Raw genomic sequence first — 17,273 nt, 5'->3', positions numbered from 1 at the left:
GGGCGGAACACTGCTCAGGAAGAAAAAAGTGGATCGTTTGAACTCTGGAGTTTCTCAGCACCATGATGGTTACCACACCCACGCGCATGGCTTCACCAAGATCCAGAGGATGGCTGTACGACCAAGCACATCGGGCAGCACTTTGGCACCCTTTGATGTCGATGGGACCGGGGGCGTCCGGGAAAAATGCATCCGCCGCAAAGTGGGGAAATCCACGCGAGGCATGCACGAGCAATTCCAGCGCCGAGTTGTCGCTCGCGTCTGCCGCCTCGTCATAGACCGTGATGGACGGGTTGAATCCATCGACTCCCGGCGGATTTTTCCCGATGACCAGAATCGGCACAGTCTCCGGGCTGTCCAGCAGATGCTGCGCCTCTGCATTCAGCGACCGCCGATGCTCGACCGACGCGACCCAATGATCTGCCAGTGAAACAAAAAACCAGCCCTTCGGCTTTCGGAGTGAAAGTCCAATGCGGTGATTGGCATAAAGATCGCCATCTGCACGCACCGTGGTCACGGCCGGTGCAGTGCCGAGTGCCAGCAGCCGAAGTGCTGCACGCCGATCAAGATGCATGATTTCTGCCTTCATCGGCTTGGGCGTGCAGTGTCTGCGAAAATGTGAAACCCTTGCCCTCCTGAGGCCAGTAAACAAATGCCACCCAAGCAAGAATCGAGAGGCCGGCAGCCATCATCAGCTCGCTTCGTCCACTGAAAATTGCAGCACTGAGGAATGAGAGCATTCCAATCGTGATTTTCTTTCTGTAAGGCGACGATCCCAGCGAGTAGCGAGATTCGCATGATTCTATCGGCACGCCGTTGCCAGAAAGCATACAGCGATAGACTCCCTTGCTCATGTTTTCAAGACTCAGTTTCACGACGTAGCGGGATGACTCAAGCGTGAAAGGGTATGTCGCTTCTCCAGTGATGTTTCTCCCTTCAGCCACGATGGCGCCATCGAGAAATAACTTCTGCTTGCCTGTGAACGATGAACACCAGAGAGCCACATTTGGATGGTGCGTGGAGAATACAAACCAAATACCGCCAATTGTGCTGCCAGAAGATTTTGATGGAATCATCCTATTTTCGCCCGCGCGGCGCTCCTTGAAATGACTGACTGCACGTACTCATGATTCATTTGTGATCCGAAAGAAAAGTTGGATAGCCCGGCCTGATGATCTTGCCGTTGAACAGGAGATCGTGAATTCAATCACGACGGGGTATTTCGACGGGGGCATTGCGTGCGCCTGAAGGGGGTTGCCGCTCATCGTTGCAGCCAACGCGGAGACGCTGTTGGCCGGATCTCGGAGCGCCAGCACACCGACCCGAACTATGCCAGTGAACCTCCCAACTGGCAGCGGTGACAGCCACCATGCACGAACTTTTATCCGGCATCACCAACCAGTCGCCATTCGCGCCCTCCCTCGCCCCGCTCACGCCCTCCACCCGCCATTCGTCGCAAACCGGCTGACCCGGCGCCCGGCCCGCTCCACGATGACGCCATCGCTCATCAGGAGACCCACCGCCATGGACCGACGCCACCGCACCTCACTGCTCATCGCTGGCAAGCTCGCAGTGCTGGCCACACTCGCCCTGCCGCCACTCGGTTCGGCCGAAACACCAGCCACGGCCACCGATCTCACCACCGCCGCCACCACGTTCCAGCGCGCCAGCGGCGGTGACGACAGCGCCATCGCCCCTGCCGCCACGCAATTCACCACGCTGAGCCGCCAGCAACCGCTCGACCCGCTGCTGCTGGCCTACGCTGGCGCGGCCACCTCGATGCAAGCGCGCACGACGTGGCTGCCCTGGAAAAAGATGGGTTACGCCGAGGACGGGCTGGCGCAGATCGACAAGGCGCTGTCCTTGCTCACGCCGGCCCATGACACCGTGCCGCCACGCGGTGTGCCGGTCGCACTGGAAACGAAGCTCACCGCCGCCGGCACCTTCCTCGCGCTGCCGTCGCTGTTCCACCGCGGCGAGCGCGGCCGGCGCCTGCTCGACGAGGTGATGCAGCATCCGGCATATGCCGGCACGCCCGCCGCGTTCCAGGAAGCCGCCCGCAAGATCGCCGCGAAGGCCGCACCATGAGCGCCGCCACGGTCATCGAATTGCGCGGCGTGCGCAAGACCTACCGGCTGGGCACGCACACGGTGCCCGCGCTGCAGGGCATCGATCTGGGTGTGGCGGCGGGCGAGATGGTCGCGCTGACGGGTCCATCGGGCAGCGGCAAGAGCACGATCCTGAACCTCGCCGGCCTGATCGATGCACCGGACGCGGGCGAGATCCGGCTGCACGGCGCCCTGGTCGATGCCCGCGCCGAACACGCCGCCACGCTGCTGCGCCGCGACACGATCGGCTTCATCTTCCAGGGCTTCAACCTTGTGCCGGTGATGACCGTGGCCGAGAACGTGGACTACCCGCTGTTCCTCACCGGCCTGCCGACGCCTGAGCGGCGCACGCGGGTTGCCGCCATGCTCGATGCCGTCGGTCTGGCCGAGCACGCACAGCACCGGCCCGACGCACTTTCCGGCGGCCAGCGGCAGCGCGTGGCCATCGCCCGCGCCCTGGTCAAGCGGCCTGCGCTGGTCATCGCCGACGAACCGACCGCCAGCCTCGACTCGCACACCGCCGAGCAGATGCTGGACCTGATGCGCGACCTCGGCCACCGCGAGGGTGCGTCCTTTCTCATCGCCACGCACGACAGCCGCCTCACCCGGCGCTGCGACCGCGTCATCGCCCTGCTCGACGGAGTGATCCAACCATGACCCCCTTGCTCTCCTGGTTGCCCTGGCTGCGATTTGCCTGGCTCAACACGCTGCGCAACCGCCGCCGCTCGCTGGTCACGGTCTCGATCGCCGCGCTCGGCACCGCCGCCATCCTCATCGCCAGCGGCTTCGCACAGTCCACCTACCGCGGCCTCGCCGAATCCGCCGCCCGCACCACCGGCCACCTCGTCGTGGCACAGCCCGCGCAGTTCGACGGCGACGAGGACGTGCCGCTACAACACGGCCTGACCGACGCCGACGCCCTCACCCGCCAGTTGCTAGCCGATCCGCAGGTGCGCCAGGTGCTGCCGCGGGTCGAGTTCAGCGGCTTGATCAGCAATGGCGACAAATCCACCGTGATGACGGCGGTCGGCATCGCGCCGGACGCCGAGTTCGCGGTGAAAGGCCCCTTCCTCACGGTGAAATCCGGCCGTGTGCTCGCCAGCCGCGACCGCGACACGGTGATGCTCGGCGCCGGTCTGGCCCGCAGCCTGAAGGCGGACGCCGGCAGCAGCCTCACGCTGCTGGTCAGCACCACCGAGGGCGCGCTGAACGCCCGCGACGTCCAGGTGGCCGGCGTGGTCACCACCGGCATCGCCGAAATCGACCAGCGGCTGGTCTACACCGATGTCGCCACCGCGCAGTCGCTGCTGGTCACCGACAAGGTGTCGAGCCTGGGCGTGTTCCTGGACCGGATGGAGGCGACGCTGCCAGCGCGTGATCGGCTGCAGCCCGCGCTGGGTGTGCCGAGGGTGCGGACCTGGGAAGAGCAGGCGCCGTTCTACCGCAGCGTGCGGGCGCTCTACAACCGCATCTTCGGCGCGCTCGGGCTGATCCTCGGCGTGATCGTGGTCTTCGTCGTCACCAATGCAATGGCGATGGCGGTCATCGAGCGCACCCGCGAGATCGGCACGCTGCGGGCACTGGGCACGCTGCCCGGTCAACTCGTGCGCAGCCTCGCACTGGAAGGCCTGGTGCTCGGCGGTGCGGGCGGCCTGCTCGGTGCGCTGATGGCGGTGGTGGTGTCGGTCGGGCTGCTGCTGTTCCCGGTGCAGATGCCGCCGCCGCCGGGCCGCACGGTCGGCTATCCGCTGGTGATCGACCTGCAAGCCGACCTGTGCGCCGCGACGCTGCTCGGGATGCTCGCGCTGGTCACGCTCGCCTCGGCGCTGGTGGCGCGCAAGACGGTGCGCCGGCCGGTGGTCGATGCGCTGGCCCATGTCTGACACCAACCCCAGGAACACCACCATGTCGCACACCCTGCCCCTGCTTGCGGCGCTGCTGCTGTCCGCCCTGCTTCCGGCCCGCGCTGCAGAACCAGATGTCGCCCGGCTGCTGGCGGACGCCGACCGTTTCCGCGTCAGCGACGAACAGCTCGTCATCGAGACCCGCGTCAACACCTTCAAGTCCGACGGCTCGCCCGACAAGGAACGCCTCTACACCGTGCACACCAGCACCGGCCGGCGCTCGCTGGTCCTGATGCGCTCGCCGGCCGAGCAGGGCCAGAAGGTGCTGATGGTGGGCGACGACTTCTGGCTGCTGATGCCCGGCACCCAGCGCCCGATGCGCATCACGCCAAGCCAGAAACTGCTGGGCGACGCCTCCACCGGCGACATCGCCACGCTCCGATGGAGCGAGGACTACACCGCCACCCTCGTCGGCGAGGAACATTGCGACACCTCCAGCTGCTGGCACCTGAGCCTGGCTGCGCGCCGCGCCGGCGTGAGCTACCAGCGCATCGAGCTGTGGCTGGAGCGCAGCCGCCACCTGCCGCTCAAGGCGGATCTCTACCTGCAGTCCGACAAGCTCGCCAAGCAGGCCCGCTTTGTCCCCGACTCGGTGGAGCGGCCGACGCAGATCGACGAGATGGTGCTGCGCGACCAGTTGAGCAAGCAGCGCGAGACCCGGGTGCACTACACGTCCCGGGAGAAACGCGCCGTACCCGAATCGTGGTTCAACCCGATGTCGCTGACCCGCAACCCGACGCTGGAGTGAGCGATGCGCACGTCGATCCCGCACCTCGCCGCCGTGCTCGCCACCGCAGCCTGCACGGGCGTTGCGGCGCAGTCTCCGCCGGGCCCCACGGGCGAGTGGCAGTCCGCCCGCGAATGGCGGCTCGCCAATCCGCTCGGCCCGGCGCCAGCCTTCGCGCCCCGCAGCCGCTGGCGCAGCACGCTGGATCTGCAGACCGACCAGCGAGTCGCCCTGGGAAGGGGCAAGGCGCTGGCCCTCCATGCCGACGCTGTGCTCGCCGTGGAACGGGGTGACGGTGACACCAACCCGTCCAGCTCCGCACGGCTCAACGCGCTGTACGCCAGCACCAGCAGCGACGACTGGCAGCTCAGCGCCGGACGCCGCATCATCGGCTGGGACGTCGGCCAGGGCTTCCGGCCGAACGACGTGGTGCAGCGCGAGGAGCGCCGGCCGCTGCTGGCGGCCACACCGCAGGGCCGCAGCGTCGTGCAGCTCGAACACTTCGGCACGGACGACGCCACCAGCCTGGTCTGGGTCGATCCACAGCGCAGCCCGTCCGAGGCGGCGCTGGCCCTGCGCCACTACCGCCGCCTTGGCGCACTGGACGTCCATGCCCACGGCCACTGGAGCATGGCGGCGGGCGGCAACATCGGCGCGGCGCTGGCCTGGGTCGCCTCGGATGCGGTGGAACTCCATGCCTCGACCCGCTGGCTACCGGCACGCCACCAGCACCAGACCTTGCTCGGTGCCACCTGGACTGGCAGCACGAACCTCACCGTGCTCGGCGAAGTCTGGCACGACGGCCTCGCCAGCACGTCGGCGGCGCGCCGCAACGTCTACACCCGACTCGCCTGGCCGCAGGAAGCGTGGCAGCTCTCGGCCGATGTGCTCTGGCAACCGGCGGACGGCGGGCGCGTCTTCGGCGCCGGGCTGCGCTGGCAGGGCGACCAGTGGCGCGCCGAGGCCGTGTGGCGGGTGTTCGGTGGCCCTGACAGCGCCGTGTTGCACCGCACGCCTTGGCACCAGACCGGTGCCGTGGCGCTGACGCGCAGTTTCTGACCCATCCAGCCTGCTACAACACCGTCCATGACCTTCCACCCGCCATCCTTTCGCGACTGGCACACCACGGTCTTGCGCCGCACCTTGCTCGCGCTCGGGCTGGCCATCGCGATCTCGCTCGCGCTGACGCTGGTCGGCCATGGTCGATTTGTCGACAACCTGGTGTATTCGCTGGCCATCGGGCTGCTGTGCGAGCTGATGCTGGACGGCGGACGGCGCGTCATGGCCAGGATCATCAGCCATCTGTCACCGGACAATGCCGCCGCGCGCGCAGGCTGGCCTGGCTGGGGCTGGATGGGCGTCTGCATCGCGGTGGGCGTGCCGGTGGCCTACCTCGGCGGTCATGCCTTGGGCGACTGGGTCACCGGCTACCACTCCAGCCTCGGCAACTGGCGGCCCAACGCCGCGATGCTGATGGTGTCGCTCACGCTCGGACTGGTGGCCACGTTTTTCTTCAAATCCCAGGGCGAACTTGCAGCGAGCCGGGCAGAGGCGGAATCCGCGCTGCGCGTGGCAGCCGAGCACCGGCTGAAGCTGCTGGAAAGCCAGCTGGAGCCGCACATGCTGTTCAACACGCTGGCCAATCTGCGGGTGCTGATCGCACTCGACCCGCCGCAGGCGCAAGCGATGCTCGACCACCTGATCGCCTTCCTGCGCAGCACGCTGCAAGGCTCACGCACCGCGCTGCACCCGCTGCACACCGAGTTCGACCGTCTGCGGGCCTATCTGGCCTTGATGACCGCGCGCATGGGAGACCGCCTGCAAACCGAGTTCGAGCTGCCCGCAGACTTGTCGGACATGGCCGTGCCTGCGCTGCTGCTGCAGCCGCTGGTCGAAAACGCCATCCGACACGGACTGGAACCGGCCATTGAGGGCGGCGTGCTGCGGATCAGCGCCAGCCGCATCGACAGTCCGCACGGCGCACGGCTGCGATTGCACGTCTTCGACAGCGGCGCCGGCCCGAACGCCCAGGCCACCATGCAGTCCGGCACCGGCTTCGGCCTGACCCAGGTGCGCGAGCGCCTGCTCACGCTCTACGGCGCTGACGCCAGCGTTCAGCTGACACGAACCCACGACACCGACGATGCGCCAGCCGGCACGCTGGCTCTCATCGACATGCCCCTGCCCGCGCTCACCGTCGCCCCGACACCATGACTCCACGCACCGCCCTGATCGCTGAAGACGAGCCCCTGCTGGCAGCGCACCTGCGCGCCGAACTGGCACAGATCTGGCCTGAGCTGTCCGTGGTCGCCATGGCCGCCAACGGCGTACAGGCGCGGGACCGGGCACTGGAGCTGCGGCCGGACGTGTGCTTCCTCGACATTCGCATGCCGGGACTGACCGGACTGGAGGTGGCACGGGCGCTGGCCGAGGACTGGCCCGACGATCCGGGTGCACCGTTCCCGCTGCTCGTGTTTGTCACCGCCTACGACCAGCACGCGGTCAAAGCGTTCGAGCTGCAGGCGGTGGACTATCTGCTCAAGCCGTTGGGCCTTGCGCGGTTACAGAGTTGTTGCCAACGGTTGCAGGAGCAGCTCAGCCGCCGCGACGCCACCCACCACCCCGGTGCAGGCGATCTGCTGGCGGTCGCACGCCAGTTGCAGGCGTTGCTTGCCATCCCCGGTGCACCCCAGCCGCTGGGCGTGCGGCCGCGTCTGGAGTTCATCACGGCCCAGACCGGGCTCACGGTGGAGATGGTGCCGGTCGAGGATGTCGTCTATTTCGAGGCTGCGGACAAATACGTCCGCGTGCTGACCGCCGACCGGGAACATCTGATTCGGATGTCACTGCGCGAGTTAATCACTCAAATTGACGAAAGGTGCTTCTGGCAGATTCACCGCAGCATTCTGGTGCAGACGCGCTGCATTTCCCGGGCAGTGCGCGACGAACAAGGCAAGCTCAGCGTGATACTCCGCCAGCGCAGCGAGACTTTGCCGGTGAGCCGGGTCTATGCGCATCTGTTCAAGGGAATTTGAATTGAACAGATTGTGAATATTGCCAAAAATGAACAAGGCGCCATTGGCGCCTTGAAGAAGGAGCGCGGATCCTGCCCGCAGCGTGAACGCCGGTTCAGAAGCGGCGCTGCTCTTGCACGGCGCGCTGCAACTCGACCAGTTCGTCCAGCACTTCCATCGCGAAGCCGCGGCGGCCGGGACGGGCGCTGATGAGCAATTCATCGAAATACGCATCGACTGCCTCGTCTTCACCCCAGAGAATCGAGAATTTGTTCACGATATGCGGATGTCGTTTCGCAGTAATGAGCGGACGAACCGTCACAGGCAGGGATTGCAGCCAGCGAGCACCATACCCGTTGAGACGTTCCGCGGTCAGCAGCGGCGGTGCGGAATGCTGGAAGCCGGCATGTTCCAGTCGGGGGATTGCCGACGCACTGGCAAACCCGGTCGTTGACAGACCCGGAAGCGAATAGGCGTTGGCATTGACGTTGGTATTGGTGCGTGCGCTGAAGAAGTCAGGCTTTTGCATGGCGGCCCCCAAAAATTGAACTCTTGGGGACATTGTGCACTGCGTAACGACTTGTGCAGAAGTGGCTGGCTTCAAAAATGCCGACTGTGCCACGAGATTTGTGGTTTCGGCGCTTTGAAACTCCGGTATATCCGACTGTCTGGTCGGATATTCGAGGCTCATGCAATGAGCCTGATTCGGCTGCATCGGTGCCAGCCCAGGCGTGGTGCGCGTCCATTCCGGACGCGCCGCGCCGCGCACGGTTTGAAGGCGCCCACCGAGGCGCAGGCGGCGCGGCAATCGGCGCACCGGCTCCCAGGCCGCGACCGGCGGATACAGCGCCGCCTCGTCAGCAGGATCTGGAGTCGGCAATTCGGATTCACAGAACATCGTCACCACAATCCATTCATGGTCATGTCAAGGTGTGACGCCATGTTAGGACGTTGCCGACGTCCAGCCATCCACGTTCTGCGGGGGTACAGCCGCCGCCGGCGGCAGGACTTGCAGATCAGGCACCCGCCCTCTGGCGCCAGACCCCCGTCGCTACAATCATTCGATCTCCACCGCCCGGCACCATGCCTGCGCGGCCGACCCCTCACGCACCAGCACTACCGCCTCTGACATGAGCGACGCGAACAAGACTTCAGCCGATGGCGCCGCCGTCGAGCACAAAACCAGCAACTTCCTGCGCGCCATCATCGAGCGCGACCTGGCACAAGGCACCTGTACAAGCATCCGCACCCGCTTCCCGCCAGAGCCGAACGGCTACCTGCACATCGGCCACGCCAAGAGCATCTGCCTGAACTTCGGGCTCGCGCGCGACTACGGCGGCGTCTGCCACATGCGCTTCGACGACACCAACCCGGAGAAGGAAGAAAAGGAATACGTCGATTCCATCCTTGATGCGGTGCAGTGGCTTGGCTTCGGCTGGGAGTCCGACGGGCAATCGCATCTCTATTACGCGAGCGACTATTTCGACTTCATGTACCGCGCCGCCGAGGCCCTGATCGAGCACGGCCACGCCTACGTGGACGAACAGACGCCCGAAGCGATGCGCGCCAACCGGGGCGACTTCGTGCATCCCGGCAAGGACAGCCCGTTCCGCAGCCGCACGCCCGTGGAGAACCTCGCCCGTTTCCGGGAGATGCGCGATGGACAGCACGCGGATGGTTCGATGGTGCTGCGCGCGAAGATCGACATGGCCAGCCCGAACATCAACCTGCGCGACCCGGCCATCTACCGCATCCGCCGAGCGACGCACCACAACACGGGCGACCGCTGGTGCATCTATCCGATGTACACCTTCGCCCACCCGATCGAGGACGCCCTGGAGCGGATCACGCACAGCCTCTGCACGCTCGAATTCGAGGACCAGCGTCCGTTCTACGACTGGCTGCTGGAGCGGCTGATCGAAGCAGACATGCTGCAGGCGCCTGCGCCGCGCCAGTACGAATTTGCGCGGCTCAACCTCACCTACGTCATCACCAGCAAGCGCAAGCTGGCGCAGCTCGTCAACGAAGGCCATGTCAGCGGGTGGGACGACCCGCGCATGCCCACCATCGTCGGCCTGCGCCGCCGCGGCTACACACCCGAGGCACTGCAGCTCTTCGCCGAGCGCATCGGCGTCACCAAGGCGGATAGCTGGATCGATTACTCGACACTCGACATCGCGCTGCGGGAGGACCTGGAAAACAAGGCCCACCGTGGCATGGCCGTGCTCGATCCGGTGCAACTCGTGCTGACCAACTGGGATGCCGTGATGGGCGCGGGGCATCTGGAGCCTTGCTCGCTGCCCGCGCTGCCGCACCCGCCCGAAGGCCAGCCCGTGCCAGCGGCGCGCCAGTTCGTGATGGGCCGCGAGGTCTGGATCGAGCGCGAAGATTTCGAGGAAGTGGCGCCCAAGGGCTACAAGCGCCTGTTCCCAGGCAACAAGGTGCGGCTGAAGGGCGGCTACGTCGTCGAATGCACCGGCTGCGAGAAGGACGCTGACGGCCGCATCACCGCCGTGCTCGCCACCGTGGTGCCCGATACCAAGAGCGGCACAACTGGTGCAGATGCCGTCAAGGTCAAGGCAGCCATCACCTGGGTCAGCGTGGCGGACAGCGTGGCGGCGGAAGTGCGCCTCTACGACCGCCTGTTCACCGACCCGCAACCCGACGCAGGCGGCAAGGACTTCAAGGCCAGCCTGAACCCGGCCAGCATCCGCACGATCACCGCCTACGTCGAGCCGTCACTGGCCCAGGCCGTGCCAGACACGAAGTTCCAGTTCGAGCGTTTTGGCTACTTCGTCGCCGACCGGCGCGACCACGCACCCAGCCGCCCCGTGTTCAACAAGATCACGGGGCTGAAGGACGGCTGGAAGTAAGACCCACCCGGTCAGGCACCGGCCTGCCGACCGGCATCCGGCAGGCTCTGCATCTTCTTGCGGAGCTGCCGCCGCTCCAGGCGCAGATCCTCCTGCAGGTGCGTCAGGTTGAGCACGATGTCGCGCAAGCGCGCGTGGTCGCCGACCACCCCCCCCAGCGGCATCGGCGCTGACACCAGATCGCCAAAGTTGGAGGCGTTCACCGACTGCACCTGAACCACCCGGTCGCGCAGATCGACAAACTGGTGCGCCAGTTGCTCACCGCTTGTGCGCAATTCACCTTCCACGGCCCCGAGTCGATGGTCCATCTCGCCGAGATGGCGGGCGAGCAGGCTCTCCAGCCGCTCGAAGCGGGCGTCGAATACCGCCGCCACGGACGTCGGCGATGCGGTTTCGGCGATCCGCCCATATTCATTCAGCAAGGCGTCACGCCCGCGAAGTATCTGGGCGTCCAGATGCTGGAACTGCTGTTCGAGCGCACGTTCGCGGTCCCGCAGGCGAAAACGCAATCCATCGGCCTGGTCTGCCTGCGATCGCATACTGTGGTGGGCACGCAGGCTCCAGAACGCGACAGCCACACCCAGCAAGAGCACCGATACCAGCAGCAGCACCCGTGCAGCCGTGATATTGGGCGCCTCGTTGATGTCGAGCAGGCTCGGTACACCTGTCGTTGCGGCCGACTTGAAGTGCAATCGCGCGAGATCGTCGTTCAGATAGGCCAGCAGACGGTCACCGGCCATCACCAGCGGTACCAGCCAGGCGCAAGACACCAGCGCGATCCACACGGCACCCAGTCCAGACTTGATTCGACTCCACATGGACAACCCCCTCTCGATTTGACGTTGGCACATCATTTCCCCGACGCCGTGGACCCGGTCCTATTTGTTACCAAATTTCACAAAGAATCGTGATTGTTCGAATTCGGCTTCAGTAATTCATCATCTTTCGAAGATTCAAACTAAATCAAACTACCTGATTTACGAACCAGTCACGTGAAATACATCGTTCAAGTCAAGGATATTCCCGCCTGCAATCCGGAACTCAGCGCAGAAAATATACTCACTCTCTAGGAACAGATCGGCAAAAAGCCTTAGTATTCGATTCAAGGAAGATCGGACCATGTCAGAACGCCATACGCTCCATACTCCGCAGATACCACTGTTGCGTCGACTCAGTCGCTGGCTGGGCGCGCCGCGCAACGCGGGCCGACCACGCTCGAGCGGTGCCGACAGCGCCCGTCTGGACCTCGGCTACGAAGCGGCCTACGCTCCGGCGCTGACCGAGAACGCTGGTGCGCCCTCGCGCTTCGAGGAAGACCACCCGGCCTCCTGAGCGGCCACCGCGCCTGCGGCCCGCAAGTCTGTCGCCGCACCAAACAGCCCCAGCGCCATGGCAACGGGGTCATTGACGGCGCGGAGTCGGGCATGCGCCTCATCGGCTTCGGGGTGTCGCCGCCGCAGCAAGTACAGCCATTGCTTGAGCCGGCCAGCGCGGTGGCGGGGCTCGAACTGGAGCCCGACTCGCTCCCAGAAATCGCGCAGCAGGTGCAGCACGGCGGGCCAGTCCATCGTCTGTTGCCCGTCGCTGAGGATCGCCAGTGCCAGACCGGGATCCGCCACTTGGCCACGCCCCAGCATCAAGCGGTCGCAGCCCGATTCGGCCCGGCAGCGGCGGGCGTCGTCCACGGTCCAGATCTCGCCGTTGGCCACCACCTGAAGCTCCGGCACCACGGCACGAACATCGGCAATCCGCGCCCAGTACGCGGGTGGCCGGTAGCCTTGGTCGCGGGTCCGGGCATGGATCACCAGCTCGCATGCACCGGCCTCGGCGATCGCGCGGGCGCAGTCTTCGGCGCGGCTGTCGTCACGCAATCCCAGCCGCATCTTGGCGGATACCGGCATCTGCGCCGGCACAGCGGCCCGGACCGCCGCCACGATCCGCCCCATCAGCTCCGGCTCATCAAGCAGCGCGGCGCCACCGCGGTGCCGGTTGACCGTCTTGGCCGGACAGCCGAAGTTCAGATCGATCCCGGCGGGGCCGAGTGCGGCCAGGCGCGCCGCGTTGTCGGCCAGACAAGCCGGATCAGAGCCGAGCAACTGAGCGCGCACGGGCACCCCCGCAGTCGTGTGCCCACCATTTCGCAATTCGGGCAGGATGCGGTGAAATACGCGGTCGGGCAGCAGCGTGTCGGTCACGCGGATGAATTCGCCGACACAGCGTTCGATGCCACCCGACCGGGTCAGCAGATCTCGCAACGTGCAATCCAGCAGCCCCTCCATCGGGGCCAGCAACAATCGTGGGGTGTTCATGCCCCGAAGTGTCCCCGATACCGACGGGGGATCAGCAGCGCATAATTCTGGTGACCCCAGCTCACGAATCTCATGGCCCTATACCGATGCAACCGATGCGGGCACCTGTCCGAGCCCGCCGATGACCAGATCGGCACCACTTCTGCGTGCTCCGCCTGCGGCACCGACAACCAGGTCTATCCAACCGTGGCCTTCATGCGCACGATGCTCGACCGCTACTTCGCCACGCGGCGCGAACTGAGCGAGGCCAGGGCCGAAATCGAGCGCTTGCGCCTGCGCGCAGGGGAAGCGCTTCCCGGTGACGCCGCACCGATCGGGCATACGCTGCCCATGGATTTCGACACGCGCAACACCGACCACTTCTGCAGCCGCGTGCAGGTCGCCCCGGTGCTGGACTGGTTTCGTCAGGCCGGCGTGGCGGCAGATCTCGATCCGCGCTCGCTGGAAACCTCGGGCCATTTCGATGAGGTTTCGACCAACATCGGCACCCATTACCCGCAACTACACGAAATCGTCGAGCGCATCCGCGCCGCACAGAAGCAGGACTACAGCTTCATCAACATTGACCTCGGCAAGCGCACACCCGCCGAGGTGAAGACGCTCAACGACTTCTGCCAGACGCTGAGCGAAAGTGGCTTCCTGTCGAAGTATCTGCACCAGGACGGCGACCAGGTCGTGCGCCTGTCGCTGCAGAAGGCCGACACGGTGCGGCGCTTCTTTGATGGCGGCTGGCTCAGCTGGTACAGCTTCATGCTCGGCCTGCGTCATCTGGTCAGCGCTGGCGTGGACTTCTCGGTGGCACGCGACGTGAGCCTGTCGTGGCCGAAGGACGAGGGACACGCGCTGGACCTCGTGTTCCTGGTCGGACAAGGCCCGCCGCTGTGCGTGCAGTGCCGCACCGGCGCAGTCATCCCGCACATCGACCGCCTGATCCACGTGCGTGACCGCCTCGGCATCGCGCCGGAGAACTACCTGCTTTGCGTCAGCGACCTCACGGAGCTGCAGGCGGACGAACTCTTTCGCCGCCACGGCCTGTACGTCGCCAGCCCACAGACGCTCAAGGCTTGGTTCGAGACCCACATCCCGATAAGGTCAGCGGCTTGATAGCCGGTCGGACAGCCGGCTCAGCAGCGTCCAGACACCGAGAACGGCGGCACCGGCCAGCACCCCCGCCACACCATTGACCAGCGCCGGCAACACCGCCTCGCCCACGCCACCCAGCACGGCGGCGCGCTGCGTCCAGTCCGCGATGCGGTGGTGGGCCGCCGGAATGCCGTGGGTCAGGATGCCACCGCCGACGAGAAACATCGCTGCCGTACCCACCACGGACAGCACGCGCATCAGCACTGGTGCCGACCGTACCAGCCCCTGCCCGAACCACATGGACACACCGCGGCCCGTGCGCACGAGGTAGAGCCCCAGGTCATCGAGCTTGACGATGCCCGCGACGAAGCCATACACCCCGGCGGTCATCAGCACCGCCACGCCAGTGAGCACCGCAAACTGCGTGGGCGTTGGCGCCCCGGCTACCGCGCCCAGCGTGATGGCGATGATCTCGCCCGAGAGAATGAAGTCGGTGCGGATCGCGCCACGGATCTTGTCGCGCTCGAAGGCGACGAGGTCGATCGTCGGATCGGCCAGCGCCTGCGTCAGCTCGGTGTGGTGGGCCTCGTCCTCTTGGGCACTGTGCAGAAACCGGTGGGCTAGCTTCTCGAAACCCTCGAAACACAGGTAGGCACCGCCCACCATCAACAGCGGCGTGATCAGCCACGGCACAAAGACACTGATGAGCAGCGCTACCGGCACCAGGATCGCCTTGTTGAGGAAAGAGCCCTTGGCCACCGCCCACACCACCGGCAGTTCGCGGTCGGCCGACACCCCCGTCACCTGCTGCGCGTTGAGCGCCAGATCGTCGCCGAGCACGCCGGCCGTCTGCTTGGCAGCGACCTTGGTCAGCACGGCCACATCGTCCAGCACGGTGGCAATGTCGTCGAGCAAGGCGATGAGGCTGGCAGCGGCCATGGGCACGATCTCCTGTGGAAAGACCCGACGATCCTAGCGCAGCGCGGTGAAACCGATACTTCAGCCTCTCCTGACCATCCCCCCGAAAGTCCGCCGATGCATGCCTTGCCCGCCCTGTTCACGCTGTGTTGTGCGCTGGCCGTCGTCCCGCCTCCGGCGCTGGCCCAGACTGCACCCGTGGCACCATCCAACCGCTACCAGATCGACCCAAGTCACACCTTCGTGCACTGGGAGGTGCTGCACATGGGCACCTCCACCAGCCGCGGGCGCTTTGACAAGATCAGCGGCAACGTCGCTTTCGACCGGACTGCCGGCCTGATCGACCTGGGCTTCACAGTGGACACCGCCTCGGTGAACGTCGGCAATGCGGCCTTCGACGGCGTGCTGCGAGGGGCGCAACTGCTGGATGCCATGCAGTACCCGCAGGCCTGGTTTGTGGCCCGGCGCGCGACGTTTGAAGGCGATGTGCCCCGTCAGGTCCACGGCGAACTCACGCTGCGCGGCCAGAGCCAGCCGCTGACACTCACCGCGCGGCGCTGGAAGTGCGGGCTGAATCTGCTGTTCCGTCGGGAGGTCTGCGGCGGCGATTTCGAGGCGACGCTGTCGCGGGCGGCCTTCGGCATGACGCTGGCGTCCGGGCTGGTCAGCGACGAGGTCCGGCTGCTGGTGCAGGTCGAGGCGATCAAGGAACCTGCGCCTTGAACCACCGCTGACACGGCGGTCACTGCATCCGGTACGTCATCTGCAGAAACACCAGCGCCGGCCGGCTCTCCCCGTCCGTCCCGATCGGCGGGACCACCATCAGGTTGACACCGAGCCGGTCGTCCAGCAGACCCAGTGACAGGGTCGGCAGCAGCGCGGGAACCCAGGCCCGCCGCCCGCTCCAGCTCACGGAGCGGTAGAACGCAAACGCCCCCAGCCCCACCCCCAGACTGGCCGCACCCGGTGCACGCCACTCCTTCATCCACGCCGCCCCCGCATAGCCGCCCCAGAAGCTGCGCGAGTCCTGCACGATGCCGGCCGACTGGCGCCAGTGCCAGTCGGCGCGGTCCGTCTCGCGGCGCTCCAGGCCCAGACCGGGATGCTGTTCATTCCACTGGCGGCCCGCCGCATGGGTCGGCTCGAAATGGTGGGACAGACCACCGGTTTGCAGCAGCCACTGCTCCTGCTCCTGCGCCTGTGCCATACCGGCACACGACGCCCAGACAACCAGCATGCAGACCGCACCGATCCGCAGGCGTCGCGGGAAACAGGAAGTGCCATGCGCCATGTCGGCCCCGACTTTCGGTGTTAGTTCACGAAGCCTGGAGCGTAGGGAGCCACCCCCTGGCGCGCCAGACCCGGAACACAGGCCACGGGGACCGGAAACACGGGATCGGATCCCCCACGGCCACGCCCCGATGCGGCCCACGTAACGGGCCTGGAACAGGCGCTTTTTCGCACTTAAGTTTTGGTGGAGGCCCCCTAGCATGGCGCCATGCCCACCCAGACCCTCGTCGACACCCCGCCCGGCCTGACCACAGAGTCCCCCCGGCGCAGCAGTTGGGCGGTGATGCGCAGCGTCGTGTTTGCGCTCTCGCTGCGCGAACTGAAGACACGGCTCGACGGTCGCTGGGGCGGGGCGGTGTGGGTGATCGGAGAGCCGCTGCTCAACACGCTGGGCATGCTGGCGGTGTACAGCGCCATGCGGGCACAGACCATCGGCGGCGTGGACACGCTGCTGTTTCTGGTCAGCGGCCAGATGCCCTTCCTGCTCTTCAAGTCGCTGGTGCTGCGCCTGATGGAGGCGATCGATTCCAACCAGGGCCTGTTCGCCTACCGGCAGGTACAGCCGATCGACGCGGTGATCGCCCGCGGCGTCGTCGAGCTGCTGGTGTTCGGCGCCGTGATGGGCGGGTGTCTGGCCGCACTCGGCTGGGCCGGCCACCCGGTGCTGCCACACCGCCCGCTCGAACTGTTCGCCGCCATCGTGCTCCTGGCCGTGACCGGCGGCGCGCTGGGCCTGTTCATGGCCGTCGCCACCGCGCCGCCGCTCAACCGCCTGCGCGGCCTGGTCGCCATGCTCTTCCTGCCGATCTACGTCAGCTCCGGCGCGCTGATCCCGCTGGGCAGCCTGCCGCTCGGCCTGCAGGTCGCCTTTCTCTACAACCCCATCGCTCACCTGCTCGAACTCCTGCGCAGCGCACTGATCGGCCCGCTCTACCAGGCCAGCCCGCACGTCGGCTGGACGCTGCCGATCACCTGGGCGCTGGGGTCGGCGCTCGCCGCCCTCGCGCTCTACCGCGCCCGCCGCTACCGGCTTCAGATGGGCTGAGC

General features: G+C 66.2%; 18 protein-coding genes. 11 read left to right on the top strand and 7 right to left on the bottom strand.

Going from position 1 to position 17,273, the window contains the following annotated elements; translation table 11 throughout:
* Both RMP06_RS19830 and RMP06_RS19825 read right to left on the bottom strand, forming a co-directional pair.
* Positions 1 to 589, bottom strand: a 589-nt coding sequence (locus RMP06_RS19830) for a hypothetical protein (protein WP_310463523.1), incomplete at its 3' end; no start/stop codon positions are given.
* A complete protein-coding gene (locus tag RMP06_RS19825; protein ID WP_310463522.1) occupies positions 564 to 1,076 on the bottom strand; it encodes a hypothetical protein in 513 nt (170 codons plus the stop codon). The genes RMP06_RS19825 and RMP06_RS19830, both read right to left, overlap by 26 nt.
* A gap of 448 nt (positions 1,077 to 1,524) precedes the next feature.
* On the opposite strand from RMP06_RS19825, the gene RMP06_RS19820 reads away from it, so the two are divergent.
* Genes RMP06_RS19820 through RMP06_RS19790 form a run of 7 tightly spaced genes read left to right on the top strand, consistent with a single transcriptional unit; the run spans position 1,525 to position 7,774 of the window.
* A complete protein-coding gene (locus RMP06_RS19820) occupies positions 1,525 to 2,088 on the top strand; it encodes a hypothetical protein (protein WP_310463521.1) in 564 nt (187 codons plus the stop codon).
* Entirely contained in the window at positions 2,085 to 2,765 is a 681-nt protein-coding gene (locus tag RMP06_RS19815) for an ABC transporter ATP-binding protein (protein ID WP_310463520.1), read from the top strand. The genes RMP06_RS19820 and RMP06_RS19815 overlap by 4 nt, the downstream gene beginning before the upstream one ends.
* Complete coding sequence (locus tag RMP06_RS19810) at positions 2,762 to 3,991, top strand: ABC transporter permease (protein WP_310463519.1); 1,230 nt, start codon at positions 2,762 to 2,764, stop codon at positions 3,989 to 3,991. The genes RMP06_RS19815 and RMP06_RS19810 overlap by 4 nt, the downstream gene beginning before the upstream one ends.
* A 22-nt stretch (positions 3,992 to 4,013) precedes the next feature.
* Positions 4,014 to 4,760 (top strand): outer membrane lipoprotein-sorting protein, encoded by a 747-nt coding sequence (locus RMP06_RS19805; protein ID WP_310463518.1) that lies wholly within the window; start codon positions 4,014 to 4,016, stop codon positions 4,758 to 4,760.
* Positions 4,761 to 4,763: 3 nt separating this feature from the next.
* Complete coding sequence (locus RMP06_RS19800) at positions 4,764 to 5,798, top strand: hypothetical protein (RefSeq protein ID WP_310463517.1); 1,035 nt, start codon at positions 4,764 to 4,766, stop codon at positions 5,796 to 5,798.
* Positions 5,799 to 5,825: 27 nt separating this feature from the next.
* Positions 5,826 to 6,953: a sensor histidine kinase gene (locus RMP06_RS19795; RefSeq protein WP_310463516.1), complete on the top strand. Its 1,128-nt coding sequence runs from the start codon at positions 5,826 to 5,828 to the stop codon at positions 6,951 to 6,953.
* Positions 6,950 to 7,774: a LytR/AlgR family response regulator transcription factor gene (locus tag RMP06_RS19790; RefSeq protein WP_310463515.1), complete on the top strand. Its 825-nt coding sequence runs from the start codon at positions 6,950 to 6,952 to the stop codon at positions 7,772 to 7,774. The genes RMP06_RS19795 and RMP06_RS19790 overlap by 4 nt, the downstream gene beginning before the upstream one ends.
* A 94-nt stretch (positions 7,775 to 7,868) precedes the next feature.
* Here RMP06_RS19790 and RMP06_RS19785 read toward each other — a convergent pair whose 3' ends face one another.
* Positions 7,869 to 8,657 carry a hypothetical protein gene (locus RMP06_RS19785; RefSeq protein ID WP_310463514.1) on the bottom strand — a complete coding sequence of 263 codons (789 nt, stop codon included), beginning with the start codon at positions 8,655 to 8,657 and terminating at the stop codon, positions 7,869 to 7,871.
* 226 nt (positions 8,658 to 8,883) lie between these two features.
* On the opposite strand from RMP06_RS19785, the gene RMP06_RS19780 reads away from it, so the two are divergent.
* Positions 8,884 to 10,626: a glutamine--tRNA ligase/YqeY domain fusion protein gene (locus tag RMP06_RS19780; protein ID WP_310463513.1), complete on the top strand. Its 1,743-nt coding sequence runs from the start codon at positions 8,884 to 8,886 to the stop codon at positions 10,624 to 10,626.
* Positions 10,627 to 10,637: 11 nt separating this feature from the next.
* Here the strand turns inward: RMP06_RS19780 and RMP06_RS19775 are convergent, their stop codons facing one another.
* Together RMP06_RS19775 and RMP06_RS19770 are read right to left on the bottom strand one after the other, a co-directional pair.
* On the bottom strand, positions 10,638 to 11,411 hold the full coding sequence (locus RMP06_RS19775; protein ID WP_310463512.1) for a hypothetical protein: 774 nt from the start codon (positions 11,409 to 11,411) through the stop codon (positions 10,638 to 10,640).
* A 477-nt stretch (positions 11,412 to 11,888) separates the two neighbouring features.
* The gene (locus RMP06_RS19770) at positions 11,889 to 12,935 is read right to left on the bottom strand and encodes a tRNA dihydrouridine synthase (RefSeq protein WP_310463511.1); all 1,047 of its coding nucleotides are present in this window, start codon (positions 12,933 to 12,935) and stop codon (positions 11,889 to 11,891) included.
* A 72-nt stretch (positions 12,936 to 13,007) separates the two neighbouring features.
* Between RMP06_RS19770 and RMP06_RS19765 the strand changes: the two genes are divergently transcribed.
* Positions 13,008 to 14,039, top strand: coding sequence for a hypothetical protein (locus RMP06_RS19765; protein ID WP_310463510.1), 1,032 nt, complete (start codon positions 13,008 to 13,010; stop codon positions 14,037 to 14,039).
* Here the strand turns inward: RMP06_RS19765 and RMP06_RS19760 are convergent.
* Positions 14,028 to 14,957: a DUF808 domain-containing protein gene (locus RMP06_RS19760; RefSeq protein ID WP_310463509.1), complete on the bottom strand. Its 930-nt coding sequence runs from the start codon at positions 14,955 to 14,957 to the stop codon at positions 14,028 to 14,030. The two genes, RMP06_RS19765 and RMP06_RS19760, sit on opposite strands and share 12 nt — an antisense overlap.
* Before the next feature lie 96 nt (positions 14,958 to 15,053).
* Between RMP06_RS19760 and RMP06_RS19755 the strand changes: the two genes are divergently transcribed.
* Positions 15,054 to 15,659, top strand: a complete 606-nt coding sequence (locus tag RMP06_RS19755) for a YceI family protein (RefSeq protein WP_310463508.1) — start codon at positions 15,054 to 15,056, stop codon at positions 15,657 to 15,659.
* Positions 15,660 to 15,678: 19 nt separating this feature from the next.
* Here RMP06_RS19755 and RMP06_RS19750 read toward each other — a convergent pair whose 3' ends face one another.
* On the bottom strand, positions 15,679 to 16,173 hold the full coding sequence (locus tag RMP06_RS19750) for a hypothetical protein (RefSeq protein WP_310463507.1): 495 nt from the start codon (positions 16,171 to 16,173) through the stop codon (positions 15,679 to 15,681).
* Positions 16,174 to 16,434: 261 nt separating this feature from the next.
* Between RMP06_RS19750 and RMP06_RS19745 the strand changes: the two genes are divergently transcribed.
* Entirely contained in the window at positions 16,435 to 17,271 is an 837-nt protein-coding gene (locus RMP06_RS19745) for an ABC transporter permease (RefSeq protein ID WP_310463506.1), read from the top strand.
* Positions 17,272 to 17,273: the final 2 nt, after the last annotated feature.

The organism is Sphaerotilus sp. (assembly GCF_031429695.1).
Taxonomy (GTDB): Bacteria; Pseudomonadota; Gammaproteobacteria; order Burkholderiales; family Burkholderiaceae_C; genus Sphaerotilus.
Note: the sequence above shows the minus strand (reverse complement) of the source record. Positions and strands in the feature narration are given on the sequence as shown.

What these genes read in the sequence shown, in the direction of transcription:
- RMP06_RS19790 (WP_310463515.1), top strand. Translation starts at nt 6,950, where the DNA reads ATGACTCCACGCACCGCCCTGATCGCTGAAGACGAGCCCCTGCTGGCA.
- RMP06_RS19780 (WP_310463513.1), top strand. Translation starts at nt 8,884, where the DNA reads ATGAGCGACGCGAACAAGACTTCAGCCGATGGCGCCGCCGTCGAGCAC.
- RMP06_RS19765 (WP_310463510.1), top strand. Translation starts at nt 13,008, where the DNA reads ATGGCCCTATACCGATGCAACCGATGCGGGCACCTGTCCGAGCCCGCC.
- RMP06_RS19770 (WP_310463511.1), bottom strand. Translation starts at nt 12,935, where the DNA reads ATGAACACCCCACGATTGTTGCTGGCCCCGATGGAGGGGCTGCTGGAT.
- RMP06_RS19750 (WP_310463507.1), bottom strand. Translation starts at nt 16,173, where the DNA reads ATGCTGGTTGTCTGGGCGTCGTGTGCCGGTATGGCACAGGCGCAGGAG.
- RMP06_RS19810 (WP_310463519.1), top strand. Translation starts at nt 2,762, where the DNA reads ATGACCCCCTTGCTCTCCTGGTTGCCCTGGCTGCGATTTGCCTGGCTC.
- RMP06_RS19760 (WP_310463509.1), bottom strand. Translation starts at nt 14,957, where the DNA reads ATGGCCGCTGCCAGCCTCATCGCCTTGCTCGACGACATTGCCACCGTG.
- RMP06_RS19800 (WP_310463517.1), top strand. Translation starts at nt 4,764, where the DNA reads ATGCGCACGTCGATCCCGCACCTCGCCGCCGTGCTCGCCACCGCAGCC.
- RMP06_RS19745 (WP_310463506.1), top strand. Translation starts at nt 16,435, where the DNA reads ATGCCCACCCAGACCCTCGTCGACACCCCGCCCGGCCTGACCACAGAG.
- RMP06_RS19825 (WP_310463522.1), bottom strand. Translation starts at nt 1,076, where the DNA reads ATGATTCCATCAAAATCTTCTGGCAGCACAATTGGCGGTATTTGGTTT.
- RMP06_RS19755 (WP_310463508.1), top strand. Translation starts at nt 15,054, where the DNA reads ATGCATGCCTTGCCCGCCCTGTTCACGCTGTGTTGTGCGCTGGCCGTC.
- RMP06_RS19815 (WP_310463520.1), top strand. Translation starts at nt 2,085, where the DNA reads ATGAGCGCCGCCACGGTCATCGAATTGCGCGGCGTGCGCAAGACCTAC.
- RMP06_RS19820 (WP_310463521.1), top strand. Translation starts at nt 1,525, where the DNA reads ATGGACCGACGCCACCGCACCTCACTGCTCATCGCTGGCAAGCTCGCA.
- RMP06_RS19805 (WP_310463518.1), top strand. Translation starts at nt 4,014, where the DNA reads ATGTCGCACACCCTGCCCCTGCTTGCGGCGCTGCTGCTGTCCGCCCTG.
- RMP06_RS19795 (WP_310463516.1), top strand. Translation starts at nt 5,826, where the DNA reads ATGACCTTCCACCCGCCATCCTTTCGCGACTGGCACACCACGGTCTTG.